This window comes from Streptomyces olivaceoviridis, assembly GCF_014650115.1.
Classification (GTDB): domain Bacteria; phylum Actinomycetota; class Actinomycetes; order Streptomycetales; family Streptomycetaceae; genus Streptomyces; species Streptomyces olivaceoviridis.
Window position 1 is genome coordinate 223,137 of record NZ_BMUI01000008.1, and the last position, 25,178, is coordinate 248,314.

At 73.5% G+C, this 25,178-nt stretch carries 24 protein-coding genes; 14 read left to right on the plus strand and 10 right to left on the minus strand.

The features are described 5' to 3' along the window. Nucleotides 1-24 precede the first annotated feature (24 nt). On the minus strand, nt 25-1,032 hold the full coding sequence (locus IE273_RS18085; RefSeq protein ID WP_189816214.1) for an NAD-dependent epimerase/dehydratase family protein: 1,008 nt from the start codon (nt 1,030-1,032) through the stop codon (nt 25-27). Nucleotides 1,033-1,315: 283 nt separating this feature from the next. Here IE273_RS18085 and IE273_RS18090 point away from each other — a divergent pair, with 283 nt between their 5' ends. After that, nucleotides 1,316-2,209 (plus strand): polysaccharide pyruvyl transferase family protein, encoded by an 894-nt coding sequence (locus tag IE273_RS18090; RefSeq protein ID WP_189816215.1) that lies wholly within the window; start codon nt 1,316-1,318, stop codon nt 2,207-2,209. A gap of 101 nt (nt 2,210-2,310) precedes the next feature. Continuing rightward, nucleotides 2,311-2,880, plus strand: coding sequence for a hemerythrin domain-containing protein (locus tag IE273_RS18095; protein ID WP_189816216.1), 570 nt, complete (start codon nt 2,311-2,313; stop codon nt 2,878-2,880). A gap of 110 nt (nt 2,881-2,990) precedes the next feature. Here the strand turns inward: IE273_RS18095 and IE273_RS18100 are convergent, their stop codons facing one another. Beyond that, nucleotides 2,991-3,341, minus strand: a complete 351-nt coding sequence (locus IE273_RS18100) for a DUF3040 domain-containing protein (protein ID WP_189816217.1) — start codon at nt 3,339-3,341, stop codon at nt 2,991-2,993. A gap of 261 nt (nt 3,342-3,602) precedes the next feature. Between IE273_RS18100 and IE273_RS18105 the strand changes: the two genes are divergently transcribed. The 8 genes from IE273_RS18105 (at nt 3,603) to IE273_RS18140 (ending at nt 11,627) form a co-directional block, all read left to right on the plus strand. Further along, nucleotides 3,603-3,782 (plus strand): hypothetical protein, encoded by a 180-nt coding sequence (locus IE273_RS18105; protein WP_189816218.1) that lies wholly within the window; start codon nt 3,603-3,605, stop codon nt 3,780-3,782. 209 nt (nt 3,783-3,991) lie between these two features. Then, nucleotides 3,992-5,206 (plus strand): cytochrome P450, encoded by a 1,215-nt coding sequence (locus tag IE273_RS18110; RefSeq protein ID WP_189816219.1) that lies wholly within the window; start codon nt 3,992-3,994, stop codon nt 5,204-5,206. A 136-nt stretch (nt 5,207-5,342) separates the two neighbouring features. Beyond that, nucleotides 5,343-6,086, plus strand: a complete 744-nt coding sequence (locus tag IE273_RS18115; protein WP_189816220.1) for a beta-phosphoglucomutase family hydrolase — start codon at nt 5,343-5,345, stop codon at nt 6,084-6,086. Next, on the plus strand, nt 6,083-8,479 hold the full coding sequence (locus tag IE273_RS18120; RefSeq protein WP_189816221.1) for a glycoside hydrolase family 65 protein: 2,397 nt from the start codon (nt 6,083-6,085) through the stop codon (nt 8,477-8,479). The genes IE273_RS18115 and IE273_RS18120 overlap by 4 nt, the downstream gene beginning before the upstream one ends. A 31-nt stretch (nt 8,480-8,510) precedes the next feature. After that, on the plus strand, nt 8,511-9,401 hold the full coding sequence (locus tag IE273_RS18125) for a class I SAM-dependent methyltransferase (protein WP_189816222.1): 891 nt from the start codon (nt 8,511-8,513) through the stop codon (nt 9,399-9,401). A gap of 153 nt (nt 9,402-9,554) precedes the next feature. After that, on the plus strand, nt 9,555-10,547 hold the full coding sequence (gene dhaK / locus IE273_RS18130; RefSeq protein WP_189816223.1) for a dihydroxyacetone kinase subunit DhaK: 993 nt from the start codon (nt 9,555-9,557) through the stop codon (nt 10,545-10,547). Between the two features lie 67 nt (nt 10,548-10,614). Next, the gene (dhaL, locus tag IE273_RS18135) at nt 10,615-11,220 is read left to right on the plus strand and encodes a dihydroxyacetone kinase subunit DhaL (RefSeq protein WP_189816224.1); all 606 of its coding nucleotides are present in this window, start codon (nt 10,615-10,617) and stop codon (nt 11,218-11,220) included. Then, nucleotides 11,217-11,627, plus strand: coding sequence for a PTS-dependent dihydroxyacetone kinase phosphotransferase subunit DhaM (locus tag IE273_RS18140; protein ID WP_103816057.1), 411 nt, complete (start codon nt 11,217-11,219; stop codon nt 11,625-11,627). Before dhaL ends, IE273_RS18140 begins: the two co-directional genes overlap by 4 nt. Nucleotides 11,628-11,959: 332 nt before the next feature. Here the strand turns inward: IE273_RS18140 and IE273_RS18145 are convergent, their stop codons facing one another. Next, nucleotides 11,960-12,739 carry a glycoside hydrolase family 75 protein gene (locus IE273_RS18145; protein WP_268257508.1) on the minus strand — a complete coding sequence of 260 codons (780 nt, stop codon included), beginning with the start codon at nt 12,737-12,739 and terminating at the stop codon, nt 11,960-11,962. A 418-nt stretch (nt 12,740-13,157) separates the two neighbouring features. On the opposite strand from IE273_RS18145, the gene IE273_RS18150 reads away from it, so the two are divergent. Both IE273_RS18150 and IE273_RS18155 read left to right on the plus strand, forming a co-directional pair. Then, the gene (locus IE273_RS18150) at nt 13,158-14,135 is read left to right on the plus strand and encodes a fibronectin type III domain-containing protein (RefSeq protein WP_189816225.1); all 978 of its coding nucleotides are present in this window, start codon (nt 13,158-13,160) and stop codon (nt 14,133-14,135) included. Between the two features lie 218 nt (nt 14,136-14,353). Then, the gene (locus IE273_RS18155) at nt 14,354-14,926 is read left to right on the plus strand and encodes a hypothetical protein (protein ID WP_189816226.1); all 573 of its coding nucleotides are present in this window, start codon (nt 14,354-14,356) and stop codon (nt 14,924-14,926) included. Between the two features lie 36 nt (nt 14,927-14,962). Here the strand turns inward: IE273_RS18155 and IE273_RS18160 are convergent, their stop codons facing one another. The 4 genes from IE273_RS18160 to IE273_RS18175 form a co-directional block, all read right to left on the minus strand. Then, complete coding sequence (locus IE273_RS18160) at nt 14,963-15,508, minus strand: PadR family transcriptional regulator (protein ID WP_189816227.1); 546 nt, start codon at nt 15,506-15,508, stop codon at nt 14,963-14,965. Nucleotides 15,509-15,539: 31 nt separating this feature from the next. Next, complete coding sequence (locus IE273_RS18165) at nt 15,540-17,555, minus strand: NADPH-dependent 2,4-dienoyl-CoA reductase (RefSeq protein ID WP_189816228.1); 2,016 nt, start codon at nt 17,553-17,555, stop codon at nt 15,540-15,542. Nucleotides 17,556-17,717: 162 nt separating this feature from the next. Then, nucleotides 17,718-18,092 (minus strand): hypothetical protein, encoded by a 375-nt coding sequence (locus IE273_RS18170; protein ID WP_189816229.1) that lies wholly within the window; start codon nt 18,090-18,092, stop codon nt 17,718-17,720. A 94-nt stretch (nt 18,093-18,186) separates the two neighbouring features. Further along, nucleotides 18,187-19,068 carry a hypothetical protein gene (locus IE273_RS18175; RefSeq protein ID WP_189816230.1) on the minus strand — a complete coding sequence of 294 codons (882 nt, stop codon included), beginning with the start codon at nt 19,066-19,068 and terminating at the stop codon, nt 18,187-18,189. Nucleotides 19,069-19,405: 337 nt separating this feature from the next. Between IE273_RS18175 and IE273_RS18180 the strand changes: the two genes are divergently transcribed. Continuing rightward, a complete protein-coding gene (locus IE273_RS18180; RefSeq protein ID WP_189816231.1) occupies nt 19,406-21,484 on the plus strand; it encodes a SpoIIE family protein phosphatase in 2,079 nt (692 codons plus the stop codon). A gap of 78 nt (nt 21,485-21,562) precedes the next feature. Here the strand turns inward: IE273_RS18180 and IE273_RS18185 are convergent, their stop codons facing one another. Both IE273_RS18185 and IE273_RS18190 read right to left on the minus strand, forming a co-directional pair. Continuing rightward, entirely contained in the window at nt 21,563-22,255 is a 693-nt protein-coding gene (locus IE273_RS18185; RefSeq protein WP_229887275.1) for a putative protein N(5)-glutamine methyltransferase, read from the minus strand. 211 nt (nt 22,256-22,466) lie between these two features. Beyond that, nucleotides 22,467-23,561 carry an ABC-2 transporter permease gene (locus IE273_RS18190; protein WP_189816232.1) on the minus strand — a complete coding sequence of 365 codons (1,095 nt, stop codon included), beginning with the start codon at nt 23,559-23,561 and terminating at the stop codon, nt 22,467-22,469. Between the two features lie 127 nt (nt 23,562-23,688). Between IE273_RS18190 and IE273_RS18195 the strand changes: the two genes are divergently transcribed. Continuing rightward, complete coding sequence (locus IE273_RS18195; protein WP_229887286.1) at nt 23,689-24,087, plus strand: MarR family winged helix-turn-helix transcriptional regulator; 399 nt, start codon at nt 23,689-23,691, stop codon at nt 24,085-24,087. A gap of 33 nt (nt 24,088-24,120) precedes the next feature. Here IE273_RS18195 and IE273_RS18200 read toward each other — a convergent pair whose 3' ends face one another. Further along, the gene (locus IE273_RS18200) at nt 24,121-24,882 is read right to left on the minus strand and encodes a GNAT family N-acetyltransferase (protein ID WP_189816234.1); all 762 of its coding nucleotides are present in this window, start codon (nt 24,880-24,882) and stop codon (nt 24,121-24,123) included. Nucleotides 24,883-25,178: the final 296 nt, after the last annotated feature.

The following is a 25,178-nucleotide window of genomic DNA, read 5'->3' on the forward strand; positions in this document are numbered from 1 at the left end:
CCAGGGCCGGGGAACGTGCGGGGGTCAGGACCGCGGGGCCGGTTCCTCCCCGCGCGGGTCCGGGTCCGGGGGCGGGGCCGCGAAGTAGGCGATGGTCTGTTTCAGGCCCTCCTCCCAGGGGACCTGCGGCGACCAGCCGAGCAGTTCGCGTGCGAGGGTGGTGTCGGGCCGGCGCCGGCCGGGGTCGTCGACGGGCCGGTCGACGAACGCGACCGGGGAGCGGGAGCCGGTGAGGGCGACCACCCGGCGGGCCAGGTCGGCGACGGTGATCTCGTCGCTGCCGCCTATGTTGACCGGTCGTACCGACCTGCTCGCGGCGACCCGCAGGATGCCGTCGACGGTGTCGTCGACGTAGCACAGCGAGCGGGTCTGGCTGCCGTCGCCGGTGACCGTGAGCGGCTCGCCGGCCAGGGCCTGGCAGATGAAGGTGGGCACGGCACGGCCGTCGTGGGCCCGCATGCGCGGACCGTAGGTGTTGAACAGCCGGACGATGCCGGCGTTCGTTCCCCTGGTGCCGGCGTGTGCCGTGACCAGGGCCTCGGCGAACCGTTTCGACTCGTCGTACACGCTGCGCGGCCCGACCGGGTTCACGTTGCCCCAGTAGCCCTCGTGCTGCGGGTGGACGAGCGGATCGCCGTAGACCTCGGAGGTGGAGGCGAGCAGGAAGCGGGCGCCGTCGCGTTCGGCGATCGCCAGGACGTTGCGGGTGCCGTGGCTGCCCACGTCCAGGGTCTCCAGGGGCATGCGCAGGTAGTCGGCGGGTGAGGCCGGGCAGGCGAAGTGCAGGACGAGGTCGTACGGCCCCGCCAGCCGCTCGGTGCAGTCGGGTGCGCAGACGTCGCAGTGCGTGTACCGGAAATCCGGCCGGTCCTCCAGATGCGCGATGTTCTCGCGCCGCCCGCAGGCGAGGTTGTCGGCGCAGTCGACTTCGACACCTGAATCCAGCAGCCGCTCGCACAGATGGGAGCCGAGGAAGCCGGCGCCGCCGGTCACGAGGGCGCGCCGCCAGGAGAACGGTGTGTCACCAGTCATGGGGCTGTTCCTTCGTCCACGTCGTACGCGCCCGGGAACGCCCCTGCCTGGGGTTTCGGCGCGTACCGCGTCGCCGGGACCGACGTCGTCGGCCCGCTGGGAAGAAGAGGGCTCGGCCCGGGTCCCCGCTGATCGGGGGGACCGGCCTGACAGGCCGCCGCTTGCTGGACGGCACTGGCAGCTGAGTTCCCCTGCCAGTTGTATTCACACGTTGGATTCTTATTCTCCGGTCCCAGGGGTACTCGCGCGACTCCTGCGCCCCGCCCACCACGCTGGAGAACCGATGCACCACGATGTCGCGGAGGCGGTCCTGCGCTCCCTGCACGCACCCGGCCGGCCTCCGGAGCGGTTGCTGCTCACCGGCTGGTTCAGCTTCCGGGACGGGGAGGCGACGGCCGGGGACGTGCTCGCGCAGCAGCACATGTCGGCCGCGCTGACCAGGGCGGGCATCCGGCACGAGACGGCGTGGAGCCCCGGCTTCCGGCCCGGTGAGCTGTCGCTGGAGACGGCCGACCCGCGGGCGTACGACACCCTGCTGTTCGTGTGCGGTCCCGTGCACGGGCCGCAAGTGGCCGCTCTGCACGGAAGGTTCGGGTTGTGCAGACGACTGGCGGCCGGGGTCTCGGTGGTCGATCCGGCGGACCCGGCGGTCACCGGTTTCCACGCGATCGTCGCGCGGGACGGCACCGCCGCCCCGGCCCGGCGCGATCTCGCCGCCGACGCCCCGACGGGCCCGCTGCCGCCCGTCGCCGGAGTGGTCCTCTCCCACGGCCAGGGCGAGTACGGGGCACGCCGCCGGCACGCGGAGGTGACCGAGCGGATCACCGGCTGGCTGGCCGGCAAGGACTGCGCGCGGGTGCCGGCCGACTCCCGGCTGGCCACCGACGACTGGCGGCTGTGCGCCACCGCCGAGCAGTTCCTCGCCCTCGTGGCCCGCCTCGACCTGGTCGTCACCACCCGGCTGCACGGCCTGGTGCTGGGCCTGCGCACCGGCACCCCGGTGATCGCGGTCGATCCGGTGGCGGGCGGCGCCAAGGTCAGCGCCCAGGCCCGCGCCCTCGACTGGCCGGCGCTGGTGGCGGCGGACGCGCTGACGCCGGACATCCTGGACCACTGGTGGGAGTGGGCGCTGTCCGGGGCGGGCCGGACGGCCGCCGCCTGTCACTCGATGCGCTGACCGGGCGCGGCGAGTCGTGTAGCGCGCCCGGCCGGGGGCACTCGGCGCGGCGACGGCCGGCCGTTCACGGGCCGCCGCGTTCCACGCAGGAGGTAACGACCATGGGTCACGGCGGAAACGTCATCCAGGAGCTGACCACGGACCACCGCGAGGTCGAGGAGATCTTCGGCCGCATCGAGGCCCTGCCGCCCGGCTCCCAGGAACGCAAGACCCTCTGCGACCAGGCCACGATCGAACTGGTCCGCCACTCGGTCGCCGAGGAGGCCTACCTCTACCCGGCGGTGCGCCGGCACCTGACGGGCGGGGACGCCCTGGCCGACAAGGAACTGGCGGACCACGCCAAGGCCGAGCAGATCATGAAGGACCTGGAGGGCTGCCAGGCGGACGATCCGCGGTTCGACTCGCTGATGGCGCAGCTGATGAGCGAGATCCGGTCCCATGTGACGGACGAGGAGCAGAACCTCTTCCCGCAGCTGGAGGCGGCCTGTCCCCCGGATGCGCTGATGGACCTCGGTGACAAGGTCCGCCGGGCGAAGAAGACGGCGCCCACCCGTCCGCACCCGTCGGCACCGGACACTCCCCCGGCCAACAAGCTGCTGGCACCGGGGGCCGGTCTGGTCGACCGGATGCGCGACGCGCTGACGGGGCGGGGCAAGGAGAGCCAGGGCTGAGCGAGGCCGTCGCCGCCCGGGCCCGCGGGGGCCGGGCGGCGCCGGCCTGTGGACTCACGCGTTCGGGTCCAGGTCCAGCGTCCGGACTCGCCCCAGCGCCGGGCCGCGCCTCACAGCCACGGTTGCGTGCCACGGGGCGTCCGGGCGCCGGAGCGGGGACGGGTGCGGGTCGCCCGGCACAGCAGCCGGAACACCTGGAAGAGGGCCAGCGGCCACAGCAGCGCGAAGCACCACAGCAACGCGGGGTCCGAGGTGCGGATGCCCATGACGGCGACGAACACCGACGCGACCGTCAGCAGCAGCACCGCCACCGGCAGCCAGACCTCGCGCGGGGCGGCGCCCATACGGCGCGCGAACCGCCGGTCCCGTCGCAGGTCCGCCTCGATCCGCAACAGCGCCAGCCGCTCGCGCGGTGACAGCCGTACCTCGTCGCGCATCTCCCACATCTCCCAGTCGTCCACGGCAACGCCACCTCCTCCGCCGATCGGCGGCATCCGGGTCCCGGGCGACCGAGTTCCCCGGTCGGCCCGGCCGATGCGGTGCCGTGGCGGCCGGGCGGACGAGGGGTGAGGAGGCTTGTGGGAACCCGGGGTGGAGAAAACTCCACCCCGGGTCCGGTGGCCACCCTGACTGAATCGCGGCCCTCGCACGGTCCACGATGGAGCCGGTCCAGCCTCCGTACGTCCGGCCGTCCGCCGTCGTCCGCCCCGCGAGGAGCCACCGTGTCCGAGTCCACCGAGGTCCAGCCGACGGTTCGGTCGGCGGCCCAGCAGACGGTTCAGCCGACGGCTCGGTCGGCGGCCCAGCCGGCCGAGGAACACCCGATGTGGCCCTGGGTGGTCGTCGCGGCCGTCGTGGCCGGCGTGGTCATCGTCCTCGTCAACGTGCTGATGACGGCCTGAGCCGGTTCGTCCCCGGAGCGCCCGTGGTGCGGGAGCGGTCGGCGTACCGCATAGTGAACACAGCTCTCGCACCAGGTCGGCCGGGGAGGACCGGGGCTGCCCGCACCACGCCTTCGCCCCCGGGGCCGCCGCGACGACGCTGAGCGGCCGGCACGGGTAGGACCGGCCCCCCGGAAGCGACGCGCCCGGCGGCGCACAAAGGAGGCTGTATGTCGTCCCACGACCCGGCAGTGCTCGACTGCCCCTTCGACTTCGCCGACGCACTGGAGTACGACCCAGCGCTGGACGCCCTGGCACGGCGCGGCCCGGTCAGCCGGATCCGGTTGCCCTACGGCGAGGCGGAGGCGTGGCTGGTGACCAGTTTCGCCGGAGTGCGCCAGGTGACGTGCGATCCCCGGTTCAGCCGGGCGGCGATCGTCGGACGCGACTATCCGAGGATGACGCCCGAGCCGATCGTGTCACCCGAGTCGATCAACGTGACGGACCCTCCGCACGCCACCCGGCTGCGGCACGTGGCGGCCCAGGCGTTCACCCGGGAGCGGGTGGCGGCCATGCGGCCGGCCGTGGACCGGGTGGTGGCCGGGCTGCTGACGGCGATGGACGAGGCGGGGCCGCCCGCGGACCTGGTCACCCATCTGTCCGTGCCGCTGCCCCACCTGACGATCTGCGAGCTGCTCGCCGTCCCCGAGGCCGACCGCGACGAGCTGCGCGCGCACACCATGCGGCTGCTGGCCACGTCGCCGGACGCGCGGAAGGACGCGGCCGACGCCAAGGCCTGCCTGCGGACGTACTTCGCCGAACGGATCCCGGCCCGGCGGAGCTCGCCGGGCGAGGACCTGCTCAGCACGCTGGCCACCGCCCCGGTGCCGGAGGGCGAGGAACCGCTGAGCGACGACGAGCTGGCGGTCCTGGCGGTGACGCTCATCCTCAGCGGCAACGACACCGCGACCTGCCAGATCAGCGACATCGCCTATCTGCTGCTGACCCGGCCCGAGGAGATGGCCGCGCTCGCGCGCGACCCCGGGCGGTTCCCCGGCGCGCTGGAGGAGCTGCTGCGGTTCATCCCGTTCCGCAAGGGCGTGGGCATCCCGCGGATCGCGCTGGAGGACGCGGAGATCGAGGGCGTCCCGATCCGCGCGGGCGACTACGTGCACGTGTCCTACCTCGCGGCCAACCGGGACCCGGACGTCTTCCCCGACCCGCACAGACTCGACCTGGAACGGCCCGTGCGCCCGCACATGACCTTCGGCTGGGGCGGGCACCACTGCCTCGCCGCACCGCTCGCACGGGCGGAGCTGGACAGCGCGGTCTCCGGCCTGCTGGCCCGCTTCCCCAAACTGCGCCTCGACGTCCCCGCCGAGGACATCGAGTGGGACAACGGCACCATCCGCCGCTTCCCGCTGAGTCTGCCGGTCACCTGGTGAGGCCGGGCCGGGCCACCACGGCGACGCGGTGGCCCGGCCCCGTCGCCCATCCCGTCTCCACCGAGTGGGTGCCTTCCGGGCCCGGGGCGCGGTGTCCTGCCGCCGCGGGCCGCCCCGGGCTCCTAGCCTCGGCGGCATGCTGGGGCTTCCTTCTCGTGTCCGTGCCTGTCTGTTCGACCTCGACGGCGTGCTCACCCAGACCGCGAAAGTGCACGCGGCTGCCTGGAAGGAGATGTTCGACGGCTACCTCCGCGAGCGCGCGACCCGTGAGGGGACCGCGTTCGTCCCCTTCGACGCGGTCGACGACTACGACGAGTACGTGGACGGGCGGCCCCGTGAGGACGGGGTGCGCACGTTCCTCGCCTCGCGCGGGGTGCACCTGCCCGAGGGATCGCCGGACGACCCGCCGGAGGCGGAGACCGTGAACGGTCTGGGCAGCCGGAAGAACAACCTGGTCCTACGGCGGATCCGCGAGGACGGCGTGGAGCCCTACGAGGGCTCGGTCCGTTTCGTGCACGCGGTGCGCGAGGCCGGACTGCGCTGCGCGGTGGTGTCGTCCAGCGCGAACTGCCGGGACGTCCTGGTGGCGGCCGGGATCGAGGACCTGTTCGACGAGCGGATCGACGGCGTGGTGGCACGCGAGCGCCATCTGCGCGGCAAGCCAGCCCCGGACACCTTCCTGGAGGCGGCCCGCGGACTGGGCCTCCCACCGGACGAGGCGGCCGTGTTCGAGGACGCCCTGGCCGGTGTCGAGGCGGGCCGGGCGGGACGGTTCGGCGTGGTCGTGGGCGTCGACCGGGTGGGCCAGGCGGAGCAACTGCGCGAGCACGGGGCCGATGTGGTGGTCCGGGACCTGGCCGAGCTCCTGGAGTCGCGGTGATCACTCATCCCAGCTACACGGTCGAGCCGTGGTGCCTGCGCGAGACCGAGCTCAATCTCGATGTGCTCGCCCAGAGCGAATCGGTGTTCGCGCTGTCCAACGGGCACGTCGGATGGCGCGGCAACCTCGACGAGGGAGAGCCGCACGGACTGCCCGGCGCCTATCTCAACGGTGTCTACGAGCGGCACCCGCTGCCGTACGCGGAGGCGGGCTACGGATATCCCGAGTCCGGCGAGACGATGATCAACGTCACCGACGGCAAGGTCATCCGCCTGCTCGTGGACGACCACCCGTGCGATCTGCGCTACGGCCGGCTGCGGGCGCACGAGCGGGTCCTGGACTTCCGCTCCGGTGTGCTCAGCCGGACCGCGCGGTGGACGTCGCCCGGCGGCCGTACCGTCCGGATCACCTCCCGCCGGCTCGTCTCCTTCACCCAGCGCGCGGTCGCCGCGATCGTCTACGAGGTGGAGCCGGTCGACGGACCGACGACGGTCGCCGTGCAGTCCGAGCTGGTCGCCAACGAACAACTGCCCAGCTTCCACGGCGACCCGCGCGTCGCGGCGGCGACCGAATCCCCGCTGATGCCCGAGGAGCACTTCGCGCAGAACACCCGGCTACGGCTCGTGCACTGCACCGGCAGCAGCAGGCTGCGGGTCGGTACGGCGGCCGACCACCTCGTCGAGGGCCCCGAGAGCACGAAGTGGACGGCGCACAGCGAGCCCGACGTCAGCCGGCTGACGGTGACCGCGGACCTGGTGCCCGGTCAGCCGCTGCGGCTGGTCAAGTTCGTGGCCTACGGCTGGTCCGGCGAGCGTTCGCTGCCGGCCGTGCACGACCAGGTGGACGGTGCGGTGGCGGCAGCCGTCAGCACCGGCTGGGACGGGCTGGTCGCCGCCCAGCGGGCGTACCTGGACCGCTTCTGGGCCGGCGCGGACGTCGAGGTGGAGGGAGACGTGCAGATCCAGCAGGCGGTGCGGTTCGCTCTCTTCCATGTGCTCCAGGCGGCGGCCCGCGGCGAGAACCGGGCGATCCCCGCGAAGGGCCTGACCGGAACCGGGTACGACGGACACTCCTTCTGGGACACCGAGTCCTATGTGCTGCCCGTCCTGACCTTCACCGCGCCGGAGGCCGTCGCGTCGGCGCTGCGCTGGCGGCACCGGACGCTGCCGGCGGCGCGGGAGCGCGCGCGTCAACTCGGGCTGTCCGGAGCGACGTTCCCCTGGCGGACCATCGACGGCGCCGAGTGCTCCGCCTACTGGCCCGCCGGTACCGCCGCCTTCCACGTCAACGCCGACATCGCCATGGCCGTCGTGCGGTACGTCATGGTGACCGGGGACGAGGAGTTCGAGCGCGCCGAGGGGCTCGACCTCCTCGTGGACACCGCCCGGCTGTGGCGCTCCCTCGGTCACCACGACCCGGAGGGCGTCTTCCACATCGACGGGGTCACCGGTCCGGACGAGTACAGCGCCTTCGCCCGGGACAACCTGTACACGAACCTGATGGCCCGGCAGAATCTGCTGGCCGCCGCCGACGCGGCGGTGCGTCATCCGCACCGGGCCGCGGAACTCGGCGTCGACGACGAGGAGGCCGCGGTGTGGCGGGACGCGGCGGCCCGTATGGCGCTGCCGTACAACGAATCCCTCGGTGTCCACGAGCAGTCGGCCGGCTTCACGAGCTTCCAGCGCTGGAACTTCGAGGCCACCCCGCCCGACGACTACCCGCTGCTGCTGAACTACCCCTACTTCGACCTGTACCGCAAGCAGGTGGTGAAGCAGGCCGACCTGGTGCTGGCCATGATGGAGTGCCCGCACGCCTTCACCGAGGAGCAGAAGGCGCGCAATTTCGCCTACTACGAGGCGCTGACCGTCCGCGACTCCTCCCTCTCGGCGTCCTGCCAGGCGGTGCTCGCCGCCGAGACCGGTCATCTGCGCCTGGCCTACGCCTACCTCGGCGAGGCCGCGCTGATGGACCTGGACGACCTGGAGCACAACACCCGTGACGGGCTGCACATCGCCTCCCTGGCCGGAACCTGGATCGCCCTCGTCGCGGGCTTCGGGGGGATGCGCCGGTACCTCGGCGAGGACGGGAAGCCGGGAATGCTGGCGTTCACACCGCGCTTGCCGGAAGCGCTGTCCAGGGTGGCGTTCACCGTGCTGGTGCGCGGACGCAGGCTGAAGGTGGACGTCGGCCGGTCCCGGGTGCGCTACCGGCTGGTGGAGGGCGGACCACTGGACGTGCTCCACCACGGGGAGCTGACGCCCCTGACCACCGACGGGCCGGTCGACCGCCCGATGCCCCCCGCTCCCACGCGTCCGGAACCCCAGCAGCCGCCGGGCCGCCGTCCGGCGGGCCTGCCCGTCGGGGAGGAGGACCGGGCTGAGACACTGGAGTAGCACGGCGGGACCAGACCGGTGAGGGGGCGCGATGGACCACGACGTGCGGCGGCGCATCGACCTGGAGGGCGTCCCCGAGACACTGTTGTGGAATCTCCATCAGCGGGCCTACGAGGCACGGCAGCCGCACCCCGTGCTCGACGACCCGAAGGCGATCGAGCTCGTCGAGCGCATCGACTACCCCTTCGAAGAGACCTTCGGCACGCCCTCCCCGCTCCTGGCCCAGGGGCAGGCCCTGCGGGTGCGCACCTTCGACGACGCCGTCAGGGCCTTCCTCCGGGAGCATCCCCGCGGCACCGTCGTCACGCTCGCCGAAGGGCTGGAGACGCAGTTCTGGCGGGTCGACAACGGCCGTGCGCACTGGCTCTGCGTCGAACTCCCGCAGACGGCGAAGGTGCGCCAGGCGCTGCTGCCGGACGAGGAACGCCGCCGGACGCTGGCGCGGTCGGCGCTGGACCCGTCCTGGCGGGACGAGGTGGACCCCTCGCACGGCGTGCTCGTCACCGCCCAGGGCCTGCTGATGTATCTGCGCCCGGCCGAGGTGCGGCAGCTGATCGCCGGCTGCGCCGAGGCGTTCCCCGGCGGATCGATGGTCTTCGACGCGGTGCCGCGGTGGTTCGGCGAACGCACTCTGAGCGGTCGGATGAGGACGGCGCAGGGCTACGTCACCCCGCCCATGCCCTGGGCGCTCGACGCCGGTGAGCTGCCGAAGATCCGCACGGCGCACCCGGCCGTCACCGAGGTGCGCGAACTGCCGCTGCCGCGCGGACGCGGCGCGTACTTCGGCGTGGTCTGGCCCGTGCTGCGGCGAGTGCCGGGGGCGCGCAACATCCGGCCGACCATGACCGTCCTGACCCGGTTCCGCCCGACCGCCCGGACCGCACGCGAACATGCTGGGCCCACCGTCCGCTACACACCGTGAAGAGGGGTGGTCGCAGGTGACCTTCGCCGCCGCAAGGTCGATACTTCCAGTAGACGGGACGGGCGGCTTCCCCCTCGGGAGGTCGTCAGTGCGCCGGTGACCTGCGAAGACACAGGTCTTGGGCTCAACCGCCAAGCTCACGAGGAGATACGCATGAAGATGCTGATCAACGTCCCGGAGACCGTCGTGGCGGACGCGCTGCGCGGTCTGGCGGCCGCGTATCCGGACCTGAACGTGGATGTGGAGCACCGGGTGATCGCCCGCCGGGACGCCCCCGTGGCCGGTCAGGTCGCGCTGGTGTCGGGTGGCGGCTCGGGGCACGAGCCGCTGCACGGCGGGTTCGTCGGCCCGGGCATGCTGTCCGCCGCCTGCCCCGGAGAGGTGTTCACCTCGCCGGTGCCCGACCAGATGGCGCGGGCCGCGGCGGCCGTGGACAGCGGCGCGGGCGTGCTGTTCGTGGTGAAGAACTACACCGGCGACGTGCTCAACTTCGACATGGCGGCCGAGCTGGCCGAGGACGAGGGCATCCAGGTCGCCAAGGTGCTCGTCGACGACGACGTGGCCGTCACCGACAGCCTCTACACGGCCGGCCGGCGCGGCACCGGTGCGACGCTCTTCGTGGAGAAGATCGCGGGCGCCGCCGCGGCCGAGGGGCAGCCGCTGGAGCGCGTGGAGGCCATCGCCCGCCGGGTCAACGAGAACTCCCGCAGTTTCGGCGTGGCCCTGAGCGCCTGTACGACCCCGGCGAAGGGCAGCCCGACCTTCGATCTGCCGGACGGCGAACTGGAGTTGGGCATCGGCATCCACGGCGAGCCGGGGCGCGAGCGCCGGCCGATGATGACCTCCGGGGAGATCGCCGACTTCGCGGTCAACGCCATCCTGGAGGACATGCCGCCGCGCAGCCCGGTCCTGGTACTGGTCAACGGCATGGGCGCGACGCCGCTGCTGGAGCTGTACGGCTTCAACGCGGAGGTGCAGCGGGTGCTCCGGGAGCGCGGGGTCGCCGTGGCCCGCACGCTCGTCGGCAACTACGTGACCTCGCTGGACATGGCGGGCGCCTCGGTGACGCTGTGCCAGGCCGACGAGGAGTTGCTGCGGCTGTGGGACGCGCCGGTGAAGACCCCGGCGCTGCGCTGGGGAATGTGATACGGCGGAGCAGACGGCGACCGATCCCGGCCGAACGGCCGACAGCCCTACCATGCGAGGAGATCCTGTGCTCGACGCCGCATTCTTCCGTCGTTGGATGACGACGGCCGCCGCGTCCGTCAGCCGCGAGGCGGAACGGCTCACCGCCCTCGACTCGGCCATCGGGGACGCGGACCACGGCAGCAATCTGCAACGCGGGTTCACGGCCGTGGCGGCGGCCCTGGAGAAGGAGGCGCCGGACACCCCGGGGGGCGTGCTGACGCTGGCCGGGCGGCAGTTGATCTCGACGGTCGGCGGTGCGTCCGGACCGCTGTACGGCACCCTGCTGCGCCGGACCGGCAAGGCGCTCGGGGACGCTCCCGAGGTCGGCGAGGAGGAGCTGGCCGCGGCGCTGCGCGCGGGCGTGGACGGGGTGATGGCGCTCGGCGGGGCGGCACCGGGCGACAAGACCATGATCGACGCGCTGGTGCCGGCCGTGGACGCGCTCGGGACCGGGTTCGGCGCCGCGCGGGCCGCCGCGGAGGAGGGCGCGCTGGCCACCACGCCGTTGCAGGCGCGCAAGGGGCGGGCGAGCTATCTGGGCGAGCGCAGCATCGGCCACCAGGATCCGGGGGCGACCTCGTCGGCGCTGCTGATCGCCGCGCTGGCCGACACGGCGGAGGCGGAGCGGTGAGCGGGGAGAAGCTGGTCGGGATCGTGCTGGTGTCGCACAGCGCGGAGGTGGCCGCCTCGGTCGCCGAGCTGGCCAAGGGGCTGGCGGGCGGGGCGACCGCGGTACCGGTGGCCCCGGCGGGCGGCACCGAGGGCGGCGGGCTCGGCACCAGCGCCGAGCTGATCTCCGCCGCGGCGGCCTCGGTGGACCGGGGGGCCGGGGTGGCGGTCCTCACCGACCTGGGCAGCGCGGTGCTCACGGTGAAGGCGCTGCTCGCCGAGGGCGACGAACTGCCGGACGGCACGCGCCTGGTGGACGCGCCGTTCGTGGAGGGCGCGGTGGCCGCCGTGGTCACCTCGGCCGCCGGGGCGGACCTGGACGCGGTGGAGGCCGCGGCAGCGGAGGCGTACAGCTACCGCAAGGTGTGACACCGGGGGCCCGGCCTGATCAGCGCCCAACGGGGCGCCCCAACCGGGCGCCCCTGCCGGGCGGCCCGAACGGGCCGACCGGCGACGGTCGGCCCAGCCGTCCCGGACCGGGCCGGTTTCTGGCGGCGCGGGGCACCCCGTCCGAGCTTGCCCCCGCACCGGGACGGCCGCTGAGGCACGAGGTGGCCCACGCCGCCCGCCCAGTGGCGGGATCAGGTTGCCCCGGACCAGTCCGGCCCGCGACCGCCAAGACGCGGACGGTCCGGCCCCTTGAAGCGCGGCGTGCCCGCTCCGCGTCGGCCAGTGGGCCCACGTTTCCCTGACCCGGGCGGTCAGTCGTTCGCGAGGAACTGCTTGGCCAGCCGCTCCCCCGTCGCCACCGCCTCCTCGTGGTCCTCGATGGGGGTGATCAGGGAGTTCCGGAAGACGATGTAGGTCACGTCGGAGGGCGCCCCGCCGGTGAGCGGGTCGGGGTCGATGCCCAGGCCCTGGGCGGTGGCGTAGGAGGCCTCGCCGATGAGGTCGCTCGGACCGGTGTCGCCGACGACCGCGTACTGCACCCGGTCACCGTGGACGACGGCCGCCACGGAGCCGCCCCGGATGCCGTGCGCGCGGTAGTCCCAGCGCGAGCTCGGCTCGGGGACCACGACGTACGGCAGGGTCTCGGCGTTCAGGTGGAGGCCGTCGGACTGCTGGAAGGCGGTGGTGGGGGCGAAGACCGGGTCGGTGCCGGAGTTGCAGTGGGTGGTGGGCCGGCCGTCGCAGTCGACGTCCAGGTCCGCCTTCCAGAAGACGGCGTCGTCGGTGCCGCAGACGGGGACGGTCGCGGGGCTGCCGGCGTCGGTGCGGTACCGGCCCCGGGAGAGCTCGGCGCAGGTGCCGGTCCGGGCCAGCAGGTCGTCGGCGGTGACCCCGCCCTCACCCTGGGCCGACCGGTCGTCGGCGGCGACCCCGCCCTCGCCCCGGGCCGGCCGGTCGTCGGCGGTGACCCCGCCCCCACCCCGGGCCGCGGGCCGCTCACGGGGCGGGACGGCGGTGGCCGGGGCGGGCAGCGCCGCCGGGGCGATCAGGGCGGCGCCGGCCGCGGCCAGGATCAGCGACGGGACACGCACGATGGGGGACCCTCTCGTCGGGGACATGGCGGACATCGAGCACACTGTGGTGCGGCTCCGGGCGCAGGGCCACGGGAGCCGCCGCGAAGGGGCCGGATGGAGCACGTGTCTGACACCCCGTAAGGGGACACCCGGGCGAGCCTCGGGGCCCGGCGGGGACAACAGGGGCCGGGGATCCGGACCGGGTACCGACCCGGATCCCCCGGCCACCCGCGCCGGCGCGGGATCGGCGACGACAGCGTGTCCGCGCCACAGGCATGAACTTCCCTGCCCTCTTGGGTAGTTCAGCCGTAGGGACGCTCAGCATACGTAACGTCCGGGGATGCTCACCAATGCGGCCCCCTTGCTGTGACCGTACGGGCCGGGCATATTGGTCCGGACCTTTAGGGATGCCGAGGCCGTCCGGGGAGGCAGAGCCGTGCGACGCGTTCCCGTTCCGCTCGTACTGGGCTGCGGCTCGCTGCTGCTGGTCGCGTCCTGCGGCTGGAGCCGGGCCGACGACGGTGGCGGCGAGGGCCGGGTGCCCGGCGCCCCGGTCGGGGTCACCGCCGCTGCGGGAAGCGCCACGAGCGTCCATGTGATGTGGAACGCGGCACCGGACGGCTCCGGGGTCCGCATCTACGAGGTCTATCGCGGCCCCACCAAGGTGGCGGAAGTACCGGGTTCGCAGCACATGGTGGACGTCACCAGGCTCAGGCCGTCCACCATGTATGCGTTCACCGTGCGGGCCCGGGACAGCGCGGGCAGGCTGGGCCCGCCGAGCGGGGCGGTGCGCGCCCGGACGCCGGCGGCAGCGGCGGCGGACCACTCGGCACCGACACGGCCGCCGACGACCACCGGGCGGGCCGTGGGCAGCCGCGCGGTCCAGCTGTCCTGGGGCGCGTCGCGGGACGACCGGGGCGTGCTGTCGTACGACGTCTACCAGGGCGGAGTGAAGATCCACAGCGTCGGCGGGAACCAGACCGCCACCGTCGTCACCGGTCTGCGCCCCGGCAGCCGTTACGTCTTCACGGTCCGGGCCCGCGACGCCGCCGACAACCTCTCCCCCGCCGGCGCGCCGGTCCGCCTCACCACACCGGGCACCGACGACGGCCGGAACACCGCCCCCACCGGGTTCACCGCCGCCACCCACCGCGCCGGCGGGGCCCACTACATCGACCTGGCCTGGGACCCGCCGCGCGCGGACGGGGTGATCACCGAGTACCAGATCCAGTTGGACCGCACCGCGACCACCTCGCTCGTCTGGGGCGGCACGCCGCCGCGCGGCCGGGCGCACCACAGCTTCTACGTCGGCACGGACGCCGGCGAGGAGCACCGCGTGCGGCTGCGGGCTCGACTGCCGGACGGCACCTGGGGCGGCTGGTCGGCGGAGCGGACGGTGACCACGGGCGGCTGACCGGCGCGCCCCGAAGGCGTGACCGCACACGGCTGACCGGCGCATCGAGCCGGCGTGTCCCGTCTGCGCCGGACGGCGGAACGCGTCACCCGGGCGGATCCGCCCCGCATGCGGGTGGGTCCGGGGACGCGTTGGCTGCGGTTGAGGCGGCACGGACGCTTCCCGACCCCCGGCGGCGCATGGGACGTACCGCCGACCGTGCCGCCGGAGGCCAGCCCATGCACACCTCGCGACTTCCGCTCCGCTCCGGCCTGACCCTGGCGGCTGCCGCCGCCCTCCCGGCCGCGCTCGCCGGGCCGTCCGCCGCGGTCCCGGGCATCTCGGTCAGCACCACCGGCACCACGGTCTCCGTGGTCACCAGCGCCTGCACCCTGATCAACGGCAGCTGGGGTACGGCGGCCCTGCTCACCAACCGGCAGGCGAACTTCGCCCAGGGCCGGCAGATGGCCCTGTCCGGCACGTCCGTCAGCCAGTCCGCCGCCTGGACGGGGGTGAACCCGGGGACGTACACCGTGGTGGTGGTCTGCTCCAGCGGCCTCACGGCGGGCAGCCAGTCGGTGATCGTGTCCGCGTCCGCGCCCGCGTCCGCGAAACCGGCGGTCCCCTCGACGCGACCGACGATCTCCTCGACGTCCGGCCCGGCACCGTCCCGGGGCGTGATGGGCGGGCTCGGCGGCGCCGCCCGCGACTACGGCCCGTTGACCCTGGGCGTCGGCGCGGCCCTGGTCGGCGCCGGGGTCGTCGCCACGGGCTGGGTGCTGCGCCGTCGCTCGAAGCCGTACCGGCTCTGAGCGGCCCGCACCGCCGTACCGGCGAGCGAGCGCCCCTCAGTCGGCGTCCGGCAGCTCGGCGAACTCCGCCAGGGCGTGGGTCAGCCACTGGGTCCAGAAGGTCTCCAGGTCGATGCCGGCCCGCAGCACCAGGTGACGCAGCCGGTCCTCCGGGGCGTCCCGGTCCGGCGGGAAGTCGCGCCGCTCGATCTCCCGGTACTCGGCCAGCTGCCGCCGGTGCGACTCCAGGTGGCGGCGCAGATCGTCCTCCAGGCCCGCGGTGCCGACCACGGCCGCCGCGCGCAGCCGCAGCAGCAGGGGGTCCCGCATGGTCTTCGGGTCCTGCGCGGCGGCGGTCCAGCGGGCCAGCTCGGCGCGGCCCGCGGGCAGGACCTCGTAACTCTTCTTCTGCCCGCGGGCCGGCTGCTCGGCCGGCAGGGTGCGGATGAGGCCCTCCGCCTCCAGCTTCCCCAGCTCGCGATAGATCTGCTGGTGCGTCGCGGACCAGAAGTAGCCGATCGACTTGTCGAACCGGCGGGTCAGCTCCAGTCCCGACGACGGCTTTTCCAGCAGGGCGGTGAGGATCGCGTGCGGGAGTGACATGGGCCCATCCTAGGGAGGCGCGCGCGGACCCCTACAGCGCCGCCGCCAGCTCCGTGCCTTGCTTGATCGCCCGCTTGGCGTCCAGTTCCGCCGCGACGTCCGCGCCGCCGATCAGGTGCGCGCCGCGCCCGGCGGCCACCAGCTCCTCGTACAGCTCCCGGCGCGGTTCCTGGCCGGTGCAGAGCACGACCGTGTCGACCTCCAGGACCGTGCTCTCGTCGCCGACGGTGATGTGCAGCCCGGCGTCGTCGATGCGGTCGTAACGCACGCCCGCCACCATGGTCACGCCCCGGTGCTTCAGCTCGGTGCGGTGGATCCAGCCGGTGGTCTTGCCGAGTCCGGCGCCGACCTTGCTGGTCTTGCGCTGGAGCAGGTGGACCCGGCGGGGCGGCGCGGGCCGCTCGGGGGCGGCGAGCCCGCCCGGCGCCCGGTAGGCCGTGTCGACGCCCCAGTTCCGGAAGTACGTCTCGGGGTCCTCGCTCGCCTTGTCACCGCCGTCGGTGAGGAACTCGGCGACGTCGAAGCCGATGCCGCCGGCCCCGAGGACGGCGACGCGGTCGCCGACGGGCGCGCCGTCGCGCAGCACGTCGAGGTAGCCGAGGACGCGGGGGTGGTCGGTGCCGGGGATGTCCGGGGTGCGGGGGGCGACGCCGGTGGCGACGACAACCTCGTCGAAGCCCTCCAGGTCGCCGGCCTCCACCCAGGTCTCCAGGCGCACGTCCACGCCGTGGGCGTCGAGCTGGTGGCGGAAGTAGCGCAGTGTCTCGTCGAACTCCTGCTTGCCGGGCACCTTGCGGGCGACGTTGAGCTGCCCGCCGATCTCGCTCGCCGCGTCGAACAGGGTGACGGTGTGGCCCCGTTCGGCGGCGGTGACCGCGCAGGCGAGGCCGGCCGGGCCGGCGCCGACGACGGCGACGCGCTTCTTCAGCCGGGTCGGCGCGAGGACCAGCTCGGTCTCGTGGCAGGCGCGCGGGTTGACCAGGCAGGAGGTGATCCGCCCGCTGAAGGTGTGGTCGAGGCATGCCTGGTTGCAGCCGATGCAGGTGTTGATGGCTTCCGGGGTGCCGGCGGCGGCCTTGGCGACGAAGTCGGCGTCGGCGAGCATCGGGCGGGCCATGGAGACCATGTCCGCGCAGCCGTCGGCGAGCAGTTGCTCGGCGAGTTCCGGGGTGTTGATGCGGTTGGTGGTCACCAGGGGTACGGACACCTCGCCCATGAGCTTCTTGGTGACCCAGGTGTAGGCGCCGCGCGGCACGGAGGTGGCGATGGTGGGGATGCGGGCCTCGTGCCAGCCGATGCCGGTGTTGATGATCGTGGCCCCGGCGGACTCGACGGCCTTGCCGAGCGCGATCACCTCGTCCAGCGAGGAGCCGCCCGGGACCAGGTCCAGCATGGACAGCCGATAGATGACGATGAAGTCCTCGCCGACGGCCTCGCGCACCCGCCGGACGATCTCGACGGGGAACCGCATCCGGTTCTCGTAGGAGCCGCCCCAGCGGTCCGTGCGCCGGTTCGTCCGCACCGCGATGAACTCGTTGATCAGGTAGCCCTCGGAGCCCATGATCTCGACACCGTCGTAGCCGGCCTGCCGGGCGAGGCGGGCGGCGCGCGCGTAGTCCTCGATGGTGCGCTCGACGTCGGCGTCGGTCAGCTCACGGGGCACGAGGGGGCTGATGGGCGCCTGGAGCGGGCTCGGCGCGACGAGGTCCTGGTGGTAGGCGTAGCGGCCGAAGTGCAGGATCTGCATCGCGATCCGGCCACCCTCGCGGTGCACGGCCTCGGTGACGGTCCGGTGCCGCTCGGCCTCCGCCTCGGTGGTGAGCATGGCTCCGCCCTCGTACGGCCGTCCCTCCTCGTTGGGAGCGATGCCGCCGGTGACGATGAGTCCCACTCCCCCGCGCGCGCGGGCCGCGTAGAACGCCGCCATCCGCTCGAAGCCGCGCTCGGCCTCCTCCAGGCCGACGTGCATGGAGCCCATGAGCACGCGGTTGGGCAGGGTGGTGAAGCCCAGGTCGAGCGGGGTCATCAGATGCGGGTAACGGCTCATCGGGCCCTCCGTGCGCGGTGTCGTCACCTCCTGTTGTAGAGGAAGCCCGAGGCTTTTTGCAACTAGTTGCACAACGGGCCGCGCGAGGGCCGGGGCGGTCCTACGCAGGGCGCCCCGGCCGGCGGTGAGCCGGCCGGGGCGCTGCCCGGCGTCTCGACGTGCTCAGCGGCTCTCCAGGCGCAGGTGCAGGTCCCGCTCCTGGTCGCCGGAGGCCGTGCAGGTCTCCTGCACGGTGAACATCGAGTCCAGGGTGTGGCGGAACCGCTCCACCGCCCAGTAGCCGCCCTGCACGTCCGCCTGGACGGGCGAGTCGAGGTGGACCGGCGGGCAGCCCCCGCCGCGGGCCTCCGCGACGTCGTACGTGCCGAGCCACACCATCGGACGGGTCTCGTGGAGCTGCTGCGGCACCTCTTCCGGAGCCCGGTCGGAGGCGAAGCAGGCGCTGAGCGCTTCGAAGACGAGCCGGGCGTCGTCCTTGGAATAGCCGCTGATCTCCACCGAGACGGTTTCCGGATGCGACCGCTCCGTGTCTGCCATGATCGCTCCTTTCGTGGCCGTGCTGCGGTGGAAGGGGGTACCCCGCCGAACCGCATCCATCCTCAGCAAAGCACCACCGGCCGCCGGGCACACCTCAGCCGCGGGAGAACTTGTACGTCTTGCTGTCCGTCAGCACGCAGAAGCCGGGCGAGACCACGATCACGCGCAGGGTGCCGCTGCGGCGGTCGTAGTCGATGCCCTCCGCCTCGAAGGTGCCCGAGCAGGAGCTGCGCAGCGGCAACTGGCGCAGCGCCGTGACATGGCCCGAGACGTCCGCCGTGCCGTTCGGCGCGGCCGACAGGTCGATCCGGAGCAGCGGCTTGGTGAGGCCGAACAGGCTGCCCTCCGGGTCGTCGGAGGAGCACAGCAGGGTGGTCGGACCGGAGAAGTCGCAGCCCTGGACGTCGCGGACGGCGTGGTCCAGGCGGACGGTGGAGACCTGCGGGAGGTTCGCCGAGGGGGAGGTGGCCGGGTTGACGCCCGGGGTCGGGAAGACCAGCAGCCGGGTCATCGTGCCCCACTCACCGGACAGCATCCACTGGCCGTCGGGCGAGATCGCGGCCCAGGAGTTGTTCAGCGCCTCGCCCGCGCTCAGCGTGTGCACGTACTCCGACCAGGCGCCGCCGGGCGCCTGCACCCGGAACATCTTGGAGTCGCCGGAGTCCCGCTGGTAGGGCTCGATGTAGTAGCCGTCGTACGAGGCGTCGGGGTCGCCGACGTGGTTCCAGCCGCGGCTGGAGACGCCGAGGGGGATGGTGCCGATGCCGGTGTAGCGGTTGGGGCTGTTCGCCGGGACCTCCACCGAGGTCAGGCCCTGGCTCTCGGTCAGCGGGTCGGCGCGGTCGGAACCGGTTTCGGTCCAGGTGTCGGCCGCGCGGGCGGGCGTGGGCGCGGCGAGCGACACGACGGCGGCGGTGGCGAGGGTGACGAGTCCGGCGAGAACTGCGTGACAACGTTGCCGGGCGGACGCGGGCATGGCCGACTCCTCTGACGGGGTTGGGGACCCGGGGTGAGCGCACGGGGACACTCGGTCGGCGGACAGTCTGGCGTGGCGTCGTAGTCATGTACAGACCAACAGAGCAACATGGGCGTGAACTCTCACGGCCCGCGGGACCGCGCTGTACGGTCCCGGCAGGGGGTCCGGCATCGTGGGCCCCGCCGGCGCGACGGCTTCGGCGGACGGCCGCGCCGTGTTGAGAGATGGTGGAGGTAGACGGCGAAGGCGTCGGAGAGTCGGGTGTGAGCGCGGTAGAACAAGGGGAGTCGGCACGGGGGACGGCGTGCCGTGCGGACGGGCGAAGGCGGTGCGTGGCATGAGTGCACCCGGGGCTCCGGTGACGGAGAGCGGCGAGCCGGCGCGTGGGCCGGTGCCTCCGGGCGGTCTGCTCGACGTCCTCGGCGTGGCGTCGGTGGTGCTGGACACCGACGGGCGGATCGTCCTGTGGAGCCCGCAGGCGGAGGAACTGTTCGGCTACACCGCGCGGGAGGCCCTCGGCCAGTACGCCGCCCGGCTGATGGTGCACGAACGGCACATCCAGCTCGTCGGCAAGCTCTTCGCCGACGTGATGCGCACCGGGCAGAGCTGGGCCGGCGGCTTCCCGGTCCGGCACAAGGACGGCAGCACCCGTCTGGTGGAGTTCCGCAACATGCGGCTGCTGGACGACCAGGGGGACGTGTACGCGCTCGGGCTCGCCGCCGACCAGTCGACCGTACGGCGGCTGGAGCAGGACGTGGCGCTGTCCGAGCGGATGGTGATGCAGTCACCGATCGGCTACGCGGTCCTCGACACCGACCTGCGGTTCGCCTCGGTCAACCCGGCCCTGGAGAAGATGAACGGGGTGCCGGCCGCCGGTCACGTGGGCCGGACGCTGCGCGAGGTGCTGCCGATGCTGGACATCGAAGCCCTGGAGGCCGCGGCCCGACAGGTGCTGGAGACGGGCGTGCCGATGATCGACACCACGCTCGTCGGCCGCACACCCGCCGACCCGGACGCGGACCACACCTGGTCGCACTCGCTGTACCGGCTGGAGGACGTCATGGGCAACGTGCTCGGGGTGGCGGTCTCGATGACCGACATCACCGAGCAGCACCGGGCCTCCGTCGAGCGGGAGGCCGCGCGGCGCCGGCTCGCGGTCATCGCGGACGCCTCCGCCCGGATCGGTACGACGCTGGAACTGGAGCGCACCGCCTGCGAGCTGGCCGAGGTCGCCGTGCCGGAACTGGCGGACGTGGCGGCCGTGGATCTGCTGGAGGCGGTGGTCGAGGGCCGGCGCAGCACCCTGGGCCCCTCGGAGGCAGCGGTGATCCGGGCCCTCGCGGTCCGTCCCGCGCAGGGCTCGGAGGCGGTGCTGGCCGCCGACCCGCCCGGCGGGATCGCCCGGTACGCGCCCGATCGCCTGGTCACCGAATGCGTGCGCACCGGCGAGGCGGTCCTGGTGCCGCAGGTGAAGGACGAGGACCTGCCGCGCATCGCCCGCTCCTCCGAGGCGGCCCTGCTGCTCGGCCGGGCGGGCCTGCACTCGTATCTCGCCGTGCCGCTGATCGCGCGCGGTGAGGTGCTGGGCGCGCTCGACCTCAAACGCACCCGCAATCCGGCGCCCTTCGACGAGGACGACGTCCTGCTGGCGCGCGAGCTGGCCGCCCGCGCGGCCGTGCAGATCGACAACGCGCGCTGGTACCAGAACGCCCGCAACACCGCGCTGACCCTCCAGCGCAGCCTGCTGCCCAGCCATCCGCCGGTCACCACCGGCCTGGAGGTGGCCTCCCGGTATCAGCCGGCGGGCGCCACCAGCGAGGTCGGCGGGGACTGGTTCGACGTGATCCCGCTGGAGGGGGGCAAGACCGCGCTCGTCGTCGGTGATGTGATGGGCAGCGGCATCGGCGCCGCCGCCACGATGGGCCGGCTGCGCACCGCGACGACCACCCTGGCCGCCCTCGATCTCGACCCGGCCCGGCTGCTGGAGCACCTGGACAAGACGACCTCGGCCCTGGACCACTCGATCGCGACCTGTGTGTACGCCGTCCACGACCCGCATCTGCGGCAGTGCCGGATCGCCAACGCAGGCCATCTGCCGCCGGCCCGGGTACGGCCCGGCCACCCGGCGGAACTGCTCGACCTGCCCACCGGTGTGCCGCTGGGAGTGGGCGGGGTCGCCTTCTCCACCGTCACGGTCGACTTCGAACCCGGCGACGAACTGGTCTTCTACACCGACGGACTGGTGGAGACCCGCCGGCACTCGCTGGACGAGCGGCTGGCCTCCCTGCTGTCCCTGCTCGACGACCCGGCCCGCCCGCTGGAGGATGCCTGCGACCTCCTGCTGCGCACGCTCCACCACCCGGACAACCACGACGACGTGGCCCTGCTCATCGCCCGGGCCCAGGAGTTGCCGTAGGACTCCTGCGGCCTCGGGCGGTCGAGCGGCTGACGGCGGTTCGGGGTACCGGCGGCCCGTGGCGGACCGGCATCACCCTCAGGCCCGGGGCCGTACGCCGATCACGGTCAGCAGGCAGCCGCCGGGGGCGAGCCACCCGGGTGCCCCGGCGGCCACCCGGCGCAGCACGTCGAGCCCGTCGGCTCCGCCGTCCAGCGCGGCCAACGGCTCGTGCTCGCGGGCCTCCGCCGGCAGCAGGGCCACCTCGGCGGTGGGGACGTAGGGCACGTTGGCGGTCAGGACACCGACCCGGCCGCGCAGGCCGGCGGGCAGGGCGTCGTACAGGTCGCCCTGGTGCGCCCGGCCGCCGAACGCGGCGAGATTGCGGTGGGCACAGCGCACGGCGGCCGGATCGATGTCGGCGGCGTGCACCTCCGCCCCGTCCAGGGCGGCGGCCAGGGCCGCGCCGAGCGCGCCGGAACCACAGCACAGGTCCACGACGACGGTCGCGTCGGGCGCGGCGGCCAGCGCCTGGTCGACCAGGAACTCGGTACGGCGGCGGGGGACGAACACCCCTGGTTCCAGGGTGACGCGCAGCCCGTGGAACTCGGCCCAGCCGAGGACCTGTTCGAGCGGCAGCCCGACGGCGCGCCGGTCCACCATGCCGGCCGTCTCCTCGGGGGTGCGGGCGGTGGCGAGGATCAACTCGGCCTCGTCCTCGGCGAAGACGCACCCCGCGGCGCGCAACGCGGAGACGACGGCGGACGGGGAGAACGGAACGGGAAGGGGCATGGAAGCCGAGAGCCTTTCGGGAGCGCGAAGCCTTCAGGGCGCTCCCGCGGTCACCGGTGCCGGTGTACCGCGCCGTCACGAGGAGAGAGCACCCCAGCCGACACAGCGGTAATGGGTCTCACCTCCTCGTCATCGAAGCCTCGGACAGGCGTCCGCGGCCGGACGGCCACCCTACCCCACGGCCCCCGACGGGCCCTCGGGGACGCCGGGTTCAGACACCGACCGTCTCCTCGGCCTCTTCCTCGGCCTCCTGCGCGGCCTCCTCCTCGGCGGCCCGCCGGGCCCTCCGCTCGGGCTCGGACACGGCTGACGCGGTGTCGGCCTCGGATGCGGTGGCTTCCTGGCGGGCGGCGCGGGTGCGCTCGTACCGGGCCGCCACCGCGGTCACCAGGACACCGGCGAGCAGCCAGGCCACCAGGGTCCACACGGTGCGGGCGAGGCCGTCGTCGCCGAAGTAGAGCAGGCTGCGGGCGCCCTCGACGAAGCCGGCGCCGTTCCAGAAGGCGTGCAGGGTGCCGAAGAAGCCGTTCTGGAGTTCGGGCCGGAACAGACCGCCGGAGCTGGTGAAGTTCAGCATCACGAACAGCACCATCATGGTGAGCGTGGTCCACCGCTTGAGGAACGTGTGCAGACCCACGCCGATGAGGAGGATGCCCGCCGAGTACAGCGAGGCCATGCCCCAGACCCCCGCGAGGTCGTGGTGGGCGAGGTGGAACACCGGCCCGGCGAGCAGCGCGCCGATGCCGCCGACCACGGCGGCGACGCCGAGCGCGAGCAGGGCCCGGACCCGCATCGCGAGGGCGGCACCCGCGGCGCCGAGCGCGGCGACCGAGGCGTACGAGCCGATGCTGACCGCGACCAGCAGGAAGAACAGGCCCTGGCCGGTGGGGTCGTCGGCGACCGGGGCGGCCACGTCGGTGACCTTCAGCGGGACGCCCTGCTCGGCGGCGACCGGCGTGAAGACCTTCTCCACGGCCGTGGCCCCCATGTCGGACGCGGCGGTCGCCACCAGCAGCTCGGGCGCCTTGGCGCTCGGCACATAGGCGCCGGTCACATCGCGGGACTTGAGCAGGTGTACCGCGTCGGCCCGGGTGGCGACCGTGCGGACGTCGAGCTTGTCCCCCGCGGCGTCCTTGACGGTCTGCGCGAAGACCTTCGCCTTCGGGGCGGTGCCGACGACGGCGACCGGCAGGTGGTTCGGCTCGGGGGTGACGAACGCCCCCATGTACGCGAGCCCCATGCCTAGGCACATCAGCAGCGGGGTGATCAGGTGCGTGAGCACATGGCGCAGTGCCGGTGACCTCATCGCGCGCGACCCTCCAAAGGTTGGCTTATACAACTCCGATTTCAAGTTGTACTATACAACTAGAACGTCGGAGGAGGTAATTCCCGTGAGCGCAGCGGAGTCGGCCGTCGAGACGATCCAGCGCGAGATGACCATCTTCGCCCGCCGGGCCCGTGCCTCGGCGGGCCGCATGCACCCCGAGCTGTCCCTGGTGTCGTACACCCTGCTCGGCCACCTGGAGGAGCGCGGCGGTTGCCGGGCCACGGACCTGGCGGCCCACTACGCCCTGGACAAGTCCACGGTCAGCCGCCAGGTCGCGGCCCTGGAGCGGGCCGGGCTGATCGAGCGCCGGCTGGACCCGGAGGACCACCGGGTCCAGGTGCTGCACCTGACGGACGTCGGCCAGGAGATCCTGGCCCAGGTCACCCGCAGCCGCCGGGCCGCGTTCCGGGAACGGCTCGCGGACTGGCCGGAGGAGGACCTGGTGCGCTTCGCCGCCTACCTGGAGCGGTACAACGCGGGCCCGGCCGGCGCGGACTCGGACTGAGGCGGTGGCCGGGCCGCGGGGAGCGGCGCCGGGTTACGGCACCGGTACCGCCGCTCGGTCCTGAGCCGGCCGCTGCGGCGCCCTCGCCGCGAGGAACGCCGTACGGCGGCGCAGCCGGAAGCCGAGGGACTCGTACAGCCGGATGGCGTTCGTGTTCTCGGCACTCGTGTGCAGGAACGGCGTCTCCCCGCGCTCCCGGATGCCGTGCGCGACCGCGAGGATCAGACGGGTCGCCAGGCCCTCGCCACGGAACGCGGGGTCGGTGCAGACCGCGCTGATCTCGGTCCAGCCCGGCGGATGCAGCCGCTCCCCCGCCATGGCGATCAGCGCGCCGTCGCGACGGATGCCCAGGTAGGTGCCGAGTTCCACGGTGCGGGGCAGGAACGGTCCCGGCTGGGTCCGCGCCACCAGGTCGAGCATCTCGGGCACGTCCGCCGGGCCGAGGCGGACCGCCTCCGGTTCCGGCGCCGCGGCGAGGCCGTCGTCCACGAACTGGACGCCCTCGATCCTGGAGGTGATCTCCCAGCCGTCCGGCACCTCCCCGCGGAAGCCGGGCAGCGGGACCTCGGCGCCGGGACCGGCCAGCGCGGCGAGGTCCGCCCAGTCCCGCGCGTCCGGCTCGTCGGGCAGGGCCAGCCACGGGGAGACGTCGACCGGATAGCGCAGCACCCGGCCGCGCCGCTCGGCGAAGTGGGCGTGCGGGCCGGTCAGGGAGGCGAGCGCCGGGTTGTCGAGGACGTGCGGGACACCGGCGGCGGCCGGACCGGGGACGCCCGGGCTGCTCATAGCACTCATCCGGCCACCTCGGTCACGGTCCTGGAGACATGGGCCTGGAGCATCCTCGTTTCCTCACTTCTCTCGTGCTGTCACCGGCGCACCGGAGCCGGCACTGATCGGCAAGGAGCGGCTTCGGGCCGGTATTCCCGGCCCGAAGCAGTGTTCACACGGCTGCAATGCCGCGCGATGAGCCAGCCGTACCACGGCGCGGGGCGGCGCGGTGAGCCCCGCGGGAAGGCGCCATGAGCAACACGCGGCGGGGCCGTGAGCAGCGCGCGGCGGGGCCACCGCCGTGACCGCCGGCCGGGACCAGA